This is a genomic window from Pseudidiomarina gelatinasegens (assembly GCF_004025325.1).
Lineage (GTDB): Bacteria > Pseudomonadota > Gammaproteobacteria > Enterobacterales > Alteromonadaceae > Pseudidiomarina > Pseudidiomarina gelatinasegens.
Map to the genome: position 1 here is coordinate 285267 of NZ_RSFE01000004.1, position 16411 is coordinate 301677.

Consider the following 16411-nt stretch of genomic DNA (forward strand, 5'->3'; position numbering starts at 1 on the left):
TATGTTTCAGCGCATTATTCAGTTTGCTGCCGCCAATCGCCTGTTATTGGTATTGGCTTTATTCAGCATCAGCATTGCGTCATTTTTTATTATTCCCAAACTTAATCTGGATGCCTTTCCCGATGTTACCAACGTTCAGGTAACGGTAAATACGGAAGCACCAGGATTAGCAGCGACCGAAGTCGAGCAGCTTATTACCTATCCGATAGAGTCGGTGATGTATGCCCTGCCCGACGTCAAAGAAGTTCGGTCAATCTCAAAAACAGGTTTATCGGGCATTACCGTGGTATTTGACGAGAGTGTCGATATCTACTTTGCCCGGCAACTGGTATTCGAGCGGCTGCAAGCGGCAAAGGAGTTGATTCCAGAGGGAGTCGGCACGCCCGAAATGGGCCCTAACTCTTCCGGTCTCGGCCAGGTTTATCAGTATCTGCTACTTGCCGAGCCGGGCTCTGGTGTCAGTAGCATGGAGCTACGCAGTCTTAACGACTATGTGGTTAAACTGCTACTGATGCCCGTTGAGGGAATTACCGAAGTCTTGTCCTTTGGCGGTGAAGTTAAGCAATATCAGGTTAACCTCAATCCCGCCAAGCTGCTGTCTTACGACCTTACCCAGCAAGACGTCATGGGCGCGGTCAACAAGAATAACGGTAACGTTGGTGGTTGGTATATGCCCCGCGGTCAGGAGCAGTTGGTTATTCGCGGCACCGGCTGGTTGGATAGCGGTAAAAAAGGCCTGCAACAAATACGACAAATACCGCTCAAAACCGTTGACGGCGTTTCCGTAACACTGGGACAGGTTGCCGACGTCGAAATCGGCAGTGAAATTCGCCAGGGGGCGGTCTCAATGTCGCGTAAAGTCGACGGCGAGGTCAACCAGTTGGGCGAAGTGGTGTCGGGTATTGTGCTCAAACGCATGGGCTCGAATACCAAAGCCACCATCGACGGTATTAAAAAGCGCATTCCGCTTATTCAGCAAGCATTACCCGAGGGTGTTACCTTTGAGCCGTATTATGATCAGGCCGATTTAATACAAAAAGCCGTATCTACGGTCGCGTATTCACTGCTCATTGCCTTTGTGTTTATTATCGCAGTATTAGCACTGTTTTTGCTCAACATACGCGCTACTTTTTTAGTGTTACTGTCCATTCCCGTTTCTATCGCCATTGCCCTGATGGTAATGTCCGCGATGGGCATGTCGGCTAACCTGATGTCGCTGGGCGGGATTGCTGTTGCCATTGGTATGCTGGTCGACGGCTCCGTGGTGATGGTTGAAAATATCTTTAAGCACTTAAGTCGTCCGGATAGTGAACACCAAGACGACGCCGAGCAACGCACAGAGCACCGCGACCCGGATCCTCAGGCAGCCAAACTCGATAGTCATGGTATCAAGCTGCGAGTTAAGGAAGCGGCTAACGAAGTGGCACGACCGGTATTCTTTGCCGCCATGATTATCTTGGTGGTCTTTATGCCACTGTTTAGTTTTCAGGGTGTTGAAGCTAAATTATTTGAGCCCATGGCTATCAGTATTATGCTGGCCATTATCTCCGCGGTTTTTGTGGCCATCATGGTTGTACCGGCATTAGCCAGTTACTTTTTCAGTCGGGGTATTAAGCCTCGTGAAAATAAGCTGCTTAAACCACTAGATAATGGTTATAAAAGACTATTATCGGTGGCGTTACGCAGTAAAAAGGCTGTTATTGCCCTGGCCGGTGTGCTGTTTGTCGGCGCTTTGGTGTTAGTGCCTCGTCTCGGCACAGAGTTTGCGCCCGAACTGGAAGAAGGCACGATTAATATTCGCGTGACATTAGCCCCCTCCTCTAACCTTGAAACGGCCTTAGAGGTGGCTCCGAAGCTTGAAAAAATCCTGATGTCGTTCCCGGAAACCACCTACGCACTCAGCCGCATTGGACGAGCCGAAGTGGGCGGCGATCCAGAGCCTATCAGCAACATCGAGATATATGTGGGTCTTAAGCCGCAGTCTGAATGGACAACAGCATCGGATCGCTACGCCTTACAAGAAAAAATGGAGGCAAAACTAGATGATCACCCAGGCTTGTTGTTTAATTTTTCACAACCTATTGCAACACGGGTTGATGAACTGCTCTCAGGTGTAAAATCGCAGCTAGCCATCAAACTATTTGGACCCGAGCTTGACGTGTTGGCCCGTAAAGGCCAGGAAATAGAAAGTGCCGTCAAGCAGGTTGACGGGGCCGTTGCAGTAGCGATGGAGCAAATAAAAGGTGAAGCACAACTGGTGGTTTCGCCGAAACGCCAACAACTCTCACGCTACGGCTTAAATGTCTCCGATGTACTTAGCGTTGTCGACAATGGCTTGGGTGGCGCTTCGGCAGGCCAGATCATTCGCGGTAATGAGCGCTATGATATTTACGTGCGGTTGGCCAAGCAATTCCGCGATACGCCGGAGTCTATTCGCTCGTTACGCTTGTTAACTCCCTCGGGGGCCTGGGTAACCTTAGGCGAAGTCGCCAACGTTGCAATTGAATCAGGACCACCGCAAATCCGTCGTGATGATGTACAGCGTCGCGTTGTAATTCAATCGAACGTTCAGGGTCGTGACATGGGCAGCGTGGTTGCCGATATTAGGAAGGCGATTGACGAGAAGGTGGATTTACCAACCGGTTACTCAGTCGACATTGGTGGCCAGTTCGAAAGTCAACAACGAGCACAGGAGCGCTTGTCCATTGTCGTTCCCATATCGCTGGCACTCATCGCCCTGCTGCTTTATTTTGCTTTCGGCACCATGGGTCAAGCCATGTTGATTTTGGTGAATGTACCGTTGGCAGTCATCGGTGGTATTGTGGCACTCTATGTGTCAGGACAGTACTTATCGGTGCCCAGCGCCGTGGGTTTCATCACACTGTTTGGTGTGGCGGTACTAAACGGTGTGGTTCTGGTCGAAAGTATAAACCAGAGAATAACCGATGGGCATGCAGTTAATGATGCCGTGTTTGATGGCGCATGGTCTCGACTACGCCCGGTATTAATGACGGCAATAACCTCAGCGTTAGGACTCATTCCCATGCTGTTTGCAACCGGCGCAGGCGCTGAAATTCAGCGTCCATTGGCCACCGTCATTGTTGGCGGTTTGGTGTCTGCGACATTGCTAACACTGGTTATCTTACCCGTGCTCTATCCTTGGTTTTCGAAACAAAAAATTAAGGATCTGAGCCGTTAGGGTTCAGCACTTAAGGGGGCGGTTATTGCCGCCCCTTCTACTACAAAGAGGAACGTATTATGGGGCATCACCATAACCATGATCACTCAAAGGACATGCCGTCCAACCGATTAGGGTGGGCATTTGTTCTTAACTTTGTTTTCACCATTATCGAGTTTATTGGTGGCTTTCTTACCAACAGTACCGCCATTTTAGCTGATGCCGTTCATGATCTTGGCGATAGCTTGTCGCTTGGCCTGGCGTGGGTACTTAATAAGCTGGGCAAAAAACAGGCTAACCAACACTTTACCTACGGTTATAAGCGACTCAATCTTGCCGGTGCATTTATTAATGCCGTTGTTTTAATCGCAGGCTCTGCCTGGGTACTTGTGGAAGCGATTCCCAGACTCTGGAACCCTCAAATGCCCATCGCTGATGGCATGATCGCTTTAGCCGTCGTTGGCATTACAGTTAATGGATTTGCCGCTTACAAATTGTCAGAGGGCAAAACGTTAAACGAACGCGTTATTAACTGGCACTTGCTGGAGGATGTTCTCGGCTGGGTTGCTGTACTTATCGTTGGTATTGTTTTGTTGTTCGTAGACTGGCCAATTCTCGACCCTATATTGTCGATTGGCTTTACTCTATTTATTTTAGTGAATGTGCTGCGCAACCTGTGGGCAACGCTGAAACTCTTCATACAAGCAACTCCGGACAAAAAAACCTACAGACAAGTCGCTGACGCTTTACTGGAGCTACCTCATGTTGCTGACCTACACCATTTGCATTTTTGGTCACTAGACGGCGAGGAGCATGTATTAACCGTTCATTTGGTGTTAACTGAAAATCTTGATATCGAGGCCCGTAGCGACTTAAAACAGCACATCGATAACGTCCTTGCGCCCTATGCTCTAAGCCATACAACGGTAGAACTCGAAGATCCTGATGAAGCGTGCCGGGACAACTGATAATGAGTGCATTATTTTTGTTCAAGACGAGCCAGTAATACACCAGATGTGCGCATGAAATTGATGCTCGATATCATATTCTCCAAACACAACATCGACACTTTGGTGACCCGAGTCTTAAATATGGAAAGAAGCAGATGCAGAGGTAAAAAAGCTGTGTGTTAATAAGACCAATATGAGCAACCAATATATTTTCGTAACGGCCACTTTATCTAATAATCCACCATAAAACCAGCGCTGAAACTCGTGTTAACGTGTGATAAACTGTAGGTATATCGAAATCGTTTTAGGTTGTTCCAATGTCATCATGTTGCGGAAGTTCAGCGCAAGCCGAAATGGATAACTCTCAACGCAGGTTGTTATGGACGGTTCTAGTCCTTAATGGCGTCATGTTCTTTGTTGAGTTCATTGCGGGTTGGATGGCTGAATCCAGTGGTCTTATTGCTGATTCGCTGGATATGCTTGCCGATACTTTGGTTTATGCTGTGAGCTTATACGCTGTTGGCAAAGCCATTAAATATAAAGTCAATGCCGCTATTTTAAACGGCATACTGCAAACATTATTAGCTCTGGCGGTGTTATTGGATGTCATCCTTAAACTGGCATTTGGTAGTCAGCCCGAAACCTTTGTCATGCTCTCAATAGCGGGGCTTGCATTACTGGTAAACATCGTTTGCTTTGCCCTTCTATATCGCTCCCGAAACGGCGATATTAACATTCGCGCCAGCTGGATTTGTTCACGCAATGACATGATCATGAATGTCGGTGTTATTGTCTCTGCGATGCTCGTCGCCCAGCTCCATGCGGCATGGCCTGACTTACTCATCGCAACTGTCATAGCCATCATTGTACTGCACTCTGCTATTCGCATCATCAAAGACGCGATAGCTGTAAAGACAGGTGAAAAAGACGATATTTCTGGGTGTTGCGGGTAATCACCAGGATTCGTAATGAGCTCAATATTTTTAATAAAGACACTCGGGTTATTTATCGCAACCGCAATTGCAGAAATTGTCGGTTGCTATTTACCCTACCTATGGCTCAAAGAGGGTCATTCCGTTTGGTTGCTCATTCCGGCAGCAATAAGCTTAGCCTTATTTGCTTACTTATTAACACTTCATCCGGCGGAAAGCGGGCGCGTTTACGCAGCCTACGGCGGTATTTACGTGTTAACTGCCATAGTCTGGCTGCGAATTGTCGATAAATCGCCTTTATCCAGCTTCGACTTGATTGGGGCGGCGTTTGTGCTAACCGGTATGGGGATTCTTGTGTATGGCTGGCGTTAGCTATAAAGCAATTCAGTTAAAGAACTACGCTCAAAAGTTTTACTACACAGACTAACGCACCTTATGTTTGTCCGTGGTAGCGTCCTCAACCCCGTCATTAAGCGACGCCATCAGTGGACAATAGACATCTCCGTGTCCGGAGCTGCATTTTTGCACCAGCTCATTCAACGCTCGTTCAATTTGCTGTAAGCGCGATATCTTTCGACGAACACTGGTGAGCTTTTGCTCTCCAAGCTCCCGTGCTTCATCGCAATGAGCGCCATCTTGCAGAGTTAATAGCTCACCAATTTCATCCAGACTAAATCCGAGCCATTGAGACGCGCGAATAAAATGAAGCCGAGCAAGCGCTTGTTCGTCGTAATGTCGGATCCCCCCATACGGCTTCTCCGGCTCGCTCATTAGCCCTCGGCGCTGATAATAGCGCACCGTTTCCACGCCCACGCCGGCTGTTTTGGCCAGCGTGCCAATTGTCATTACGTTGCGTTTTTTTAACATAGCTATTGCTTCCGTAGTGAGGTACGGGTCTAAGATTAACACATTAAAGCAAAATGCCCGAAGGAGTTACTCTTATGTCAAATTCAAAATCTGGTCGGGGCTCTCTTCTCGCGGGAGGGATCGCAGCGACTCTGGCATCTGCGTGTTGTCTGGGTCCCCTCATATTACTTGCACTCGGTGTATCCGGGGCCTGGATTGGGAGCCTCACAGCACTTGAGCCTTATCGACCCATTTTTATTGCCATTGCATTGATTGCCATATTCTTTGCCTGGCGTCGAATATACCGGCGTGCTGATGACTGCAACCCTGATAACACCTGCGCAACGCCAAATGCTCGTAAGAGCTACAAAGTGATGTTTTGGCTCGTTGCGGTGCTTACTTTAACAGCATTGGCTTACCCCTATGTTGTTCCTTTCTTTTACTAGGAGGCAATACACGATGAAAAAAACAATGATAACAACCATTTTATTTTTACTGTTTAGCATGCCCACATTGGCGGTTGAGAAAACGGTTACGCTATCAGTACCCGGTATGACATGCGTCACCTGCCCAATTACTGTCAAAGCTGCACTTGGCCAAGTTGCAGGTGTGAGCGCCGTCGATGTCCGTTTTGAAGAGCGGGATGCAACCGTGACATTCGACGACGAAAAAACGTCAGTTAAGCAGCTCACTGAAGCAACGACAAATGCAGGATACCCATCAACACTGAAAGCAACGGCACCAAAAAATCAGTCATGAAACATCACAATGCCTTATAGCTGCTGTAAAACTGAAAGACCAAGGAGTAACCGTTATGAGTAATAACAATTTACACATTGCTGTCATTGGTAGCGGCGGCAGTGCGATGGCTGCGGCACTCAAAGCGACCGAGAGAGGTGCCCGAGTGACGCTCATTGAGAGAGGTACTATTGGCGGAACTTGTGTCAATATTGGCTGTGTCCCGTCTAAAATCATGATCCGAGCGGCTCATATCGCCCAACTGCGGCGAGAAAGCCCTTTTGATAAAGGCTTAAGTACTCATACTCTTAAGGTAAATCGATCAGCTCTCCTCGAGCAACAACAGGCTCGGGTAGAAGAACTCCGTGAATCCAAATACCAGAGTATTCTTAGAGAGAATTCCGCCATTACCGTTATTAACGGCGAAGCCCGCTTTATAAACGATGAAACTCTTTCCGTATCACTTCGCGATGGCGGTGAGCAAACGGTTTACTTTGACCGTGCTTTTATCGGCACCGGGGCCCGACCCGCACAACCCCCCATCCCCGGCTTAGCTGAAACCCCTTACCTTACTTCGACAAGCGCATTAGAGCTAAGTAACATTCCTAAACGCCTCGCTATTATTGGAGCCTCGGTCGTTGCTCTTGAATTAGCACAGGCCTTCGCGCGTCTCGGTAGTGAAGTTACTGTTTTGGCTCGCAGTCGGGTGTTATCCAAAGACGAGCCTGCCATTGGTGAAGCAATAGCGACTGTTTTTGATCGCGAAGGCATCAATGTGCTTGAGCATACAGAAGCCAGCGAAGTGCGTTACGACGGACAACACTTCATTCTCAAAACCAATGCCGGAACATTAAAAGCAGAACAACTGCTCGTGGCCACAGGCCGTACGCCCAATACGGAAAACCTCGATTTAAAAACCATCGGTGTACAAACTGAACGCGGTACAATAACGATTAACGAGCGCATGCAAACCTCTAACTCAAGAGTATATGCGGCAGGCGACTGTACGAATCAGCCGCAGTTTGTCTATGTCGCCGCCGCAGGCGGCAGCCGAGCCGCTATTAACATGACGGGCGGTGATGCGCATCTTGATCTCAGTGCAATGCCCGAGGTTATCTTTACTGATCCACAAGTCGCCACGGTGGGTTTATCAGAAGCTGATGCTAAAACTGGTGGTTACGTCACCGAAAGCCGCACGTTGAGCCTTGAAAATGTCCCACGGGCATTGGTTAACTTCAATACCCAAGGGTTTATAAAAATTGTCGCAGAGAGTGGCAGCGGCCGACTGCTCGGTGTTCAAGTCGTCGCAGGAGAAGCCGGTGAGTTGATTCAAGCTGCTGTAATGGCGATAAGAGCAGGAATGACAGTCAATGAGTTGGCTGATGAGCTCTTCCCATACCTTACGATGGTAGAAGGCTTAAAATTATGCGCTCAAACGTTTACTAAAGATGTTAGCCAATTATCTTGCTGCGCTGGGTGAGATAACCTAGCTGAATCGACACTGATTTGCTAGACACCTTGCCGCCATTGAGTTTTAAATAGATTGAAGACAATCATGTATAAGTTTTCTCATCTTTAAGATCAAAGGCTGTCATAATACTCTTTGATCATTGTTGCCATTAAAAAACGGCGTCCCGCTAGGAACTCTTTGTAATTTTCTGCGGTAGTATTGAATATGAGCTCAGGAATAGCATTTTCGGCTAAATTTCTCTGTAAATCTTCTCGATCACAAATTTCGCCAAGTCTTAAATTTCCGGATTCAATCTGTTCAAGAACCATTAACATGTATTCTTTCGGTGGTAGGTCTTTAATCGCGATGTTGATTGCTGTTTCTGTCAACGCAAAGTTTGCAATCTGGTTGTAATCTCCCTGTTTCGGGAATCCATGACGAATAAGGTGATTCTTGGGAATTATGTGGTGCATATCGCCATGCCCCTCGATCATCTGTGCGATATTAATCGACTTTGAAAGGAATCCCCGCCCTCCTTTTGCAACTCTTGCTGCTAAATATGTTTGGAATGCAGGACTACGCTTGCTTGGTGACTCGAGCTCCTGAACTAAAGTTACATCCCAAAAACTATCACTTAGAACTGAGGCTTCAAGAGTGCGTAAGTATTGTTCCGCACCGTGGTCCTTAATACGACGTAAGTCAGTTTCCCACGTGGATTCAAAGCTTCCCACGGCTCTTCCGGTCAGTAATGTCATAACGAACCAGCGTTTTACAATTCTTGCTCTCTCTCCCTCATTCAGCTGATCGTCCAACCGAAGGCGCAGGTAAAGTGCATATGCGAAATTCAATGCATTCTTTGACCCAATCATGCTGGCATCGATATACCCAGCAGACTTGATCATCATTACAAATCGCTCGAGATGCGTCTTACTCACAAGTAGATCTAATGCTTCCGCAAAACGAGAATACGCGGCTGGAATAAGATTTTCATCAATTTTTCTCGTTTGTGGGTCAAGCCCGGATAGCTCACTAACAATTGCTCCGGCTTTACCACGACTAAATCCAACTAGACCGGCAATACGAATGACATCGGTATAGTCAGGTTGAAATAACTCGTCCGTTTGATTACTTAACCACTGAATTTTCCTAATATGCTCTGATTTTGCGAACTCTTCATCGTTCTCTTTAATATCATCAAAAGCATGTCCAGAAACCGTCAGGTGACAGAAGTAATCAATTAGCTTCCTAAGATTGCGCCCTTCATTGCCGTACGTGGCAATTTTACTCATTACAAAATCAGCACTTGATAGCGGAACACCTTTGGCATTGATCCGAACAAAGATCTCTGCAACCGTTTCTACATCCAAATCGTCTGCCAATGAAATGACACCTACTTGCGCGTGCTCAACAGCGGCGAGTCTCGCCGAGGCTCGTTCAACTTGGTCTTGATCAACATCTGGATTTTTAGCGAAATAATTTCTCAAAAAGCTCAGCTGACTGGATCCGGAAAGAAACTCACTAATATCGTGAATCCATTGGGGGCTATTGGTAATCGCTGGCGTTCTCGTCGCAAACTCTTCCGTTACAGGATTAAACGAAATAGCGATCCGCTTTTTTTCATAACGGTTACCAATCACCGTTTGTCCCGCAATTGCGGCCTTCAACGCTGTTACTCGTTGTTGGCCATCGATTAGTATTTGTTGATGTGCTGCGACAGCTCCACCCTTTAATTTGGCGCCAACAGATTGCCACGTTATCAGATAACCAACCGGATAACCGTTGTAAAGTGAGTCAATTAAATCCCTGACCTGAGATGTTTTCCAAACAAATGGTCGTTGTAGTTCCGGAATTGCTATTTTATCGCTACGAACGTCAGCAAGAATTTGACTGATCGCTGTTTGCTTTACTTCATATTTTGCCATGTCGTCCCACAGTTCCTAATTTTAATCGTTAACTTGTGTGAAGAGTCCATTTGTTGAAGGACACTATTTCACAGTAAGATGGCTTATATTTGATAATTTCTAATTAAGTTGAGGGTTACACTTTCCCTCTCAATACATAAAGTATTAACGATCTAGTTATTCCTGAAAAAATTTTCGTGCTTCTTTATCGAATCCCATTATCACTTCTCGTTATTTGTGTTTTCAGTCCGCCAAAACCTTCCCTAGCATATTTGTATAATCAAACGTAAATCGATGCTCGGTTGGATGTCTGTTGCACGCCCCGATAACACGATAGCGATAATGAGATTCCTTGCGTAAAAATACTGTGCCATCACACAACAAACAATCGGAACTGGTCGCCATTACATGAACAACTGGCCAGCGCTTATCCTTTTCACGACGCATGACTAACGCGGTAGGTGGCTGCTCAAGCGGTGTTAATTGAATAGGAAGCATCATAATTTTACGGTCATGGAAGTACCAAAATTCGTAAAGGCCTCGCAGAACAAAAAATTCAACGCAGATTACACCGACGAATACCGATACATTCCAAATAGTGGGATGATAATAAGTCAGGAAACCCAGCGCTACCGCATATATTAGGGCTACAATCGGCACTAGTAAAAATATGGCAGCCAACAACAAGTGCGTACCAACACCCATATCGCGATTTAACAACCGCTGCTGCCAGCGCGGCAGTGCCTTACGCTCCCACACAGTATAACGAATATGCCCTTGAGGAATTTTGTCTTTGGAAACTGTAGCAACACTATCAACTTCCCGAACATGTAACTCTAGAACATTATGCTTCGCGGGCTGTGAAAGCTTACCTGTGAGATAAACTCTAAATTCGTTATCAATTGCAGATTCATTGAAACTCTCTGCCCAACTTTCAAGAATCTTGCCAAACCTCCTGAACTCTTTATTGAGCTGGCTACCTGAATTCTGATCCGTTTCCGACTGGCAGATATCCTTAGCAATAAACGAACTTCTATCGCCATTACTTTTTATAACAGCATTACAAAGACGCCTTAAAATCTCATGTTTCCACTGGCCAGCGCTCTTTCGCTCAGCTTGAACCTCAAGCCATTTCAAGCCGCAACGCGCGGCTTCAACAAGTTTCTGTTTATCTGAATCCATAAAGACTCCCTGTGACTCCCTCTCACTCTCTGGCCTTTAGCAACCATTTCGCAAATGATGACCTTAGCTCATACTTTATTGGTTTGGTACTCGGAATAAAATATATGAACAGCGTCAAAATACCATTTGCAAAAGACCGCGCTACAGGTCAATTAGTAGCCGTTGATGAAGTCGAAAAAGGATATGCTTGTAACTGCATTTGTCCATCGTGTGACGAGCCGCTCATAGCACGACAAGGAAATGTAAATACCTGGCACTTTTCTCACTACCTAACTACAACTAAAGATAATGAATTTGTCACTCAGCCGTGTGACTACTCCTTAGATCACTCCGTTCGCTTAATGATTCTCCAACTTTTCGAGGAATTGAGAAGCTTGACAGTCCCCGAGTTAAAGATAGCCCACAGAGTCGTTTCCAAAGCAAGAATGCTTAATCTTGATGACGTTGAGTTGCGGTGTGATTTTGAAGGGCAGCTAGTCGACATTAAATCTTCAGTTCAAAGCGTTCCATTAATCATATATATCGTTCATAAAGGACGCAGACTTCCGATGAACCTCCTCCATCCCGAAGTTCAGCGCTGCGGCGTTATTCAGCTCAACATCGAATCTTTATATAGAGAGTTTGAGCGCCGAAATAAACCTTTCCGAGAAATAGTAATTAACTATCTAAAGCATGAAACAACTGGGAAGAAGTGGGTATATCATGTGAAGCAAAATTTACCGGAGCAAGTCGAACGAAATTCACCTCAAAGGCCATCGATTATTTATCAGTTTAAATGCTCAGAATGCAGTTCTAGCTGGTCGGGCTATGTGAACGATAATATGTGCAAAACCTGTAAGTCGCCACTCTACGTGTTCCCTGAGGCCAAACAATGAACCCGTGTGGCTGGTTAGTGCTGTCCGGTCTATCGGGGGCTGTTAAAAATATTTAAGCAGATGCCGGCAGAATACCGGAAATCGCTCACCTGGGATCGCGGTATGGAACTGGCTAAGCATGCTGATCTAACAAAAGAAATTGGTATACCCGTTTACTTTTGCGACCCCCAATCACCATGGCAACGAGGCACAAACGAAAATACTAATAGTTTGGTTCGGCAATACTTCCCAAGAAAAACTGATTTATCTGTTCATTCACAGGAAGTTCTTAACAACGTAGCGACCCAATTAAACGAGAGACCGAGAAAAACATTGAACTTTATGACACCGTCACACATGATTGATAAGGGTGTTGCGTTGATGACTTGAATCTACAGCGGTGTTCTTTGCCGGCGAGTCAAAGAACGGTACCGGTTCATAAAATCTCGTAGTTCACGTTATCCCGTGAGAGTTTTGTGCCGAACGTTAGACGTTCACCCCAGTGGCTATTATGACTGGCTTAAATCGCCAGTCAGCAAGCGAGAGCGTGAAGACCAACAACTCGCGCAAAAAATTAAGCAGTTTTGGATAGAGAGCGGTGGTTTTCATGGCTACCGCACTATCTATATGGACTTTCGTGATGCCAACCAATATTGCGGCCGAGATCGGATCTTACGCTTAATGCAAAAAGAAGGCATCCGTGCACAGCAGGGTTATAACACGCCCAGAGGCTACTACGGCGGTAAGACCGATATTGTTGCCGATAACGCGTTAAATCGCGAGTTTAACGTCGAACATCCTAATCAATGGTGGGTGACGGACATCACTTACATTAAAACACATGAAGGCTTTCTTTTTTTGGCAGTCGTCATGGACTTATTTGCACGTAATATCGTTGGTTGGTCGATGAGCGACCGAATGACGGAAGACTTGGCCATGCAAGCCATTACAGCCGCTTATTGGCGACGAAAGCCGCAGCAACAAGTCAGTTTGCACTCCGATCAGGGATCTCAGTATTCCAGTCGGCAGTTCAGAAAGTTACTCGATGCATACAATATTAAAGCCAGTATGAGTCGACGTGGTAACTGTCATGATAATGCGGTTGCTGAGAGCTTCTTCAGCAATTTAAAGAAGGAAAAAATACGCCGTCGTATTTATCCAAACCGGGCTGAAGCCAAGCAGGCAGTGTTTCATTATATTGAGATGGTTTACAATCCAACTCGACGCCATACAAAAAATGAAAGAGTGTCGCCAAACAACTTCGAGCGTGAATATTTTAAACGGGTAGAAGGTGTCTAGAAAAATCAGGCCTTACCAGATTAGTGGAAACTTCAGATCGGCCATGTATGATTCTATGTTGGAGTCCATCTGGTAAACGGAAATGGTTTTTTAGAAACGCAATTCTGCCTGAGTCGGTCTGGCCCTATGACATGCTGCCCAAAAGAACATTTACCCAGACCAATGCTGTTGAAGTAGATGCCGACAAATGGATCGACAACATAGCCGTGGCGAATTACACATTGATTGAAAGCCAAATTTATAATGGCTACGAATATATAACATTATTATGGTGGAAAGACGAATCTTCACTAGAGGAAGATTACTAGTAAGTGAGGTGACAGCAATAGTTTCTTCTGTTACGGGACTTTTTGAACACGATATAACATTAGTACCTGGACAAGTTTCCTATAACTCTTGCGAAATCAGCATGCGTAAACTATTTGTTTTAAATGATATAAATAAACCTAAATAATAATTACCGATTTAATCCAGAAAAGGGATTAGTCACAATGGATCTTGTAGCCTTCAACCAAGTCATGTCAGAACGTCGAGACCCAACAGATCAAAAATACGTAACGGATATTCGACACGAAGATGAACGAGACAACGCTCGAATTATTCACTCTGCTGCATTTCGAAGGCTTCAAACAAAAACTCAAGTGTTGGGTTTAGGCGAAAGTGATTTCTACCGAACACGTTTAACGCACTCTATGGAAGTTAAGCAGGTCGGGATCGGCATACTGAAATTTTTGGAAAGAACAGCCAAATCTACTCCGACTATTCTCGGTTCGTTGCCAGTCGATTACTTGCCAACATCTTCCCAACTTTCAACCATATGCTTAGCTCATGACATCGGCCATCCACCCTTTGGGCATGGTGGAGAAGTTGCTCTCAACTACTGCATGAGAGGCGCTGGAGGTTTTGAGGGTAACGGGCAAACATTAAAAATTCTGGGTAAACTGGCAAAATACCGAGCTGAGTACGGATTGAATGCCACACGAAGAACACTATTGGGCGTACTAAAATATCCAATTGCTTATTCTCAAACAAAATTCGACCTTTTAAAAGAGCCTCAGCCGGTAGACCCAAACTGGTTATTTAACACGAATGAATATAAGCCTCCAAAATGCTACTTCGATGATGATTCCGATATCATCGAATTTATATTAAAGCCATTTTCACCAAGCGACCGGGAGCTTTTTCAGAAGACCAAACCGAAAGACAAAAGTGCCCGCAGCATTTTCAAATCATGTTACCACTCCTTAGACACGTCGATCATGTCTTTAGCTGATGATATTTCTTATGGTGTACATGATCTGGAAGATGGTATTTCTCTCGGCTTTATTACACGTCAAGAATGGGATGAGTATTTAGATAAATCCGAAAATCTCTCTTATTTTAAAGCACATGTAAAAAAATCCATCAATGTTGATTTTTTTCAGCTGGTTGACGAATTATTTAGCGGTGAAAGCCACCGTCGTAAGCAAGCGATAGGTAAACTGGTTCATTTAATGGTTTCAAGTATTTCAATATCGGTTCAAGACGACAATTTTAAGTCACCGATTGTGAGATATGTTGCCAAAATGTCTGACGAAAGCAGCCAACTATTGGATTTTTTTCAATCTATTGTTCGCGAAGAAGTCATCAGAGCAAGCAAGGTGCAGCAACTTGAATTTAAAGGTCAAAAAATAGTTTTCGAATTGTTCCAAGCAATAGCCTCAGACCCGAAACGATTTATGCCAAAATCTAGCTATAAGAAGTATGAAGATGCTAGTAATCTGAAGGAGCAGAGAAGAGTCATTTGCAACTATATTTCTGGGATGACTGACGACTATGCGATCAGAATGTATGAAAAAATCTTTGTTCCACGCAAAGGCTCTGTATTTGACCAGTTGTAATTGAGACGAGCGCAGTGAATCAAAGGTCGTCAGTTTAGAATTAGTTACATTGCTAATCAAATCGCCTAAAGGCCGACCGTCACTGTCTGAATCTTAGCAACCATTTCGCAGATGATGACCTTATTTCATACTCTATTGGTTTGGTACTCGGAATAGAAAATATGAATAGCGTAAAAATATTTATTCTATTTCCCTAAGTTTACTCTAGAGACTGAAATACCGGCGTACCGGTATCGAGCAAAGACGCAACCGCTCTCTTCATCCCAGCCAGATGGCATCTTTGAACGAAGACCCAAAGAACTCAATAGCTTATCTTCGGCTTTAGTGATTCTACATATCACATAATATTTTTTGATTATTGATAAGATATCGCAGTTCGTAGGACAATCTAGACTAAGCAACTTACCCATAATTATTTTATGAGGCACAACATGCTCATGTATCACTTCGTTTCGAAAAAGACCTCGTGCGTTTTCTGAGATGTAAAAATTCATATCTCTGAATTCATCCAGTGCATACCTCAAATATTGGGAGTAGATTCTAGTGGGATCGCCCACTCGCATATGCTCTTGAGCATTAAAAATCACTTTCTTTAGGCAATTAAGTTTTTCTTCTTCCCCTCGCATGTCACAAATCCTAGAGCATAGAGTTTAAAATTAACTATTGATTCTCGAACCACTCCACCGCCGATTCGTAGAATACCGCTACCTAAAACAAGGGAGTTTTGTGGTGATAATATGCATGACTAAGTAGTCGCTTTGGAAAGTTCATACAGCGATCTCTCGTTAGAGGTAATTAATTTAAATATTTTTGTTATGGCCGTAAGTTTTAAAAATATCAGGCTCGTAGCTACATTTCCGCTTTCCGTGTTTGCGTTCTTTGATACTTTTTATAAAACTTTTATACCCACTATATAGAGCTGTTGAGTAGGTCTAAACTCAACAGTCTTTGTAGTTTTTTCGTACGCACTCACGCGCAAGACGTTGAGCTTCGGCAGTCTGCTCGCGAGTCATAATCCGCTCTACTAGACTCCTTCCCACTATCGCTTCTTCGCTTCCACCCGCGGCAGCGATGTTGTAGTGGTCAAGTAATATTGGCCACGGTTTTGTAGTTATTCCAGTACCGTTTTTCCGACTCAGATGGTGTCAATCCACCGTTGTACGAATGCGGTCTCCATCGACTGTAATAACCGAGAATATAA

13 protein-coding genes and 1 pseudogene are annotated in these 16411 nt (G+C 45.0%); 11 read left to right on the forward strand and 3 right to left on the reverse strand.

The window, feature by feature from the left end:
• Position 1 precedes the first annotated feature (1 nt).
• The 4 genes from EGC76_RS07385 to EGC76_RS07400 all read left to right on the forward strand — a co-directional run bounded on the left by EGC76_RS07385 (position 2) and on the right by EGC76_RS07400 (position 5432).
• On the forward strand, positions 2 to 3199 hold the full coding sequence (locus EGC76_RS07385) for an efflux RND transporter permease subunit (RefSeq protein ID WP_092842010.1): 3198 nt from the start codon (positions 2 to 4) through the stop codon (positions 3197 to 3199).
• A gap of 59 nt (positions 3200 to 3258) precedes the next feature.
• Positions 3259 to 4146: a cation diffusion facilitator family transporter gene (locus EGC76_RS07390; protein WP_092857844.1), complete on the forward strand. Its 888-nt coding sequence runs from the start codon at positions 3259 to 3261 to the stop codon at positions 4144 to 4146.
• Between the two features lie 299 nt (positions 4147 to 4445).
• On the forward strand, positions 4446 to 5081 hold the full coding sequence (locus EGC76_RS07395) for a cation efflux transmembrane domain-containing protein (protein ID WP_034734464.1): 636 nt from the start codon (positions 4446 to 4448) through the stop codon (positions 5079 to 5081).
• Between the two features lie 15 nt (positions 5082 to 5096).
• Positions 5097 to 5432, forward strand: coding sequence for a YnfA family protein (locus tag EGC76_RS07400; protein WP_126834663.1), 336 nt, complete (start codon positions 5097 to 5099; stop codon positions 5430 to 5432).
• Positions 5433 to 5483: 51 nt separating this feature from the next.
• Here EGC76_RS07400 and merR read toward each other — a convergent pair whose 3' ends face one another.
• Positions 5484 to 5927 carry a mercury resistance transcriptional regulator MerR gene (gene merR, locus EGC76_RS07405; protein WP_092857846.1) on the reverse strand — a complete coding sequence of 148 codons (444 nt, stop codon included), beginning with the start codon at positions 5925 to 5927 and terminating at the stop codon, positions 5484 to 5486.
• A 74-nt stretch (positions 5928 to 6001) separates the two neighbouring features.
• Here merR and merT point away from each other — a divergent pair, with 74 nt between their 5' ends.
• From merT to merA, 3 genes are read left to right on the forward strand one after another with little or no spacing between them, the layout of a single operon-like run.
• Positions 6002 to 6352: a mercuric ion transporter MerT gene (gene merT / locus EGC76_RS07410; RefSeq protein WP_034734507.1), complete on the forward strand. Its 351-nt coding sequence runs from the start codon at positions 6002 to 6004 to the stop codon at positions 6350 to 6352.
• Positions 6353 to 6365: 13 nt separating this feature from the next.
• Positions 6366 to 6665 carry a mercury resistance system periplasmic binding protein MerP gene (merP, locus tag EGC76_RS07415; RefSeq protein ID WP_126834662.1) on the forward strand — a complete coding sequence of 100 codons (300 nt, stop codon included), beginning with the start codon at positions 6366 to 6368 and terminating at the stop codon, positions 6663 to 6665.
• A gap of 55 nt (positions 6666 to 6720) precedes the next feature.
• The gene (merA, locus tag EGC76_RS07420) at positions 6721 to 8124 is read left to right on the forward strand and encodes a mercury(II) reductase (protein WP_126772024.1); all 1404 of its coding nucleotides are present in this window, start codon (positions 6721 to 6723) and stop codon (positions 8122 to 8124) included.
• A 101-nt stretch (positions 8125 to 8225) separates the two neighbouring features.
• Here merA and EGC76_RS07425 read toward each other — a convergent pair whose 3' ends face one another.
• Together EGC76_RS07425 and EGC76_RS07430 are read right to left on the reverse strand one after the other, a co-directional pair.
• Complete coding sequence (locus EGC76_RS07425; protein WP_128352349.1) at positions 8226 to 10016, reverse strand: GmrSD restriction endonuclease domain-containing protein; 1791 nt, start codon at positions 10014 to 10016, stop codon at positions 8226 to 8228.
• Positions 10017 to 10238: 222 nt separating this feature from the next.
• Positions 10239 to 11177 carry a hypothetical protein gene (locus EGC76_RS07430; protein ID WP_128352350.1) on the reverse strand — a complete coding sequence of 313 codons (939 nt, stop codon included), beginning with the start codon at positions 11175 to 11177 and terminating at the stop codon, positions 10239 to 10241.
• A gap of 104 nt (positions 11178 to 11281) precedes the next feature.
• On the opposite strand from EGC76_RS07430, the gene EGC76_RS07435 reads away from it, so the two are divergent.
• The 4 genes and pseudogenes from EGC76_RS07435 to EGC76_RS07450 all read left to right on the forward strand — a co-directional run bounded on the left by EGC76_RS07435 (position 11282) and on the right by EGC76_RS07450 (position 15210).
• Complete coding sequence (locus tag EGC76_RS07435; RefSeq protein ID WP_128352351.1) at positions 11282 to 12052, forward strand: competence protein CoiA family protein; 771 nt, start codon at positions 11282 to 11284, stop codon at positions 12050 to 12052.
• A gap of 27 nt (positions 12053 to 12079) precedes the next feature.
• A pseudogene (locus EGC76_RS07440) lies at positions 12080 to 12421 on the forward strand (IS30 family transposase); the annotation flags it as partial.
• Positions 12422 to 13330, forward strand: a complete 909-nt coding sequence (locus EGC76_RS07445) for an IS3 family transposase (protein ID WP_128352352.1) — start codon at positions 12422 to 12424, stop codon at positions 13328 to 13330.
• Between the two features lie 491 nt (positions 13331 to 13821).
• Positions 13822 to 15210 carry an anti-phage deoxyguanosine triphosphatase gene (locus EGC76_RS07450; RefSeq protein WP_246013927.1) on the forward strand — a complete coding sequence of 463 codons (1389 nt, stop codon included), beginning with the start codon at positions 13822 to 13824 and terminating at the stop codon, positions 15208 to 15210.
• Positions 15211 to 16411 lie beyond the last annotated feature (1201 nt).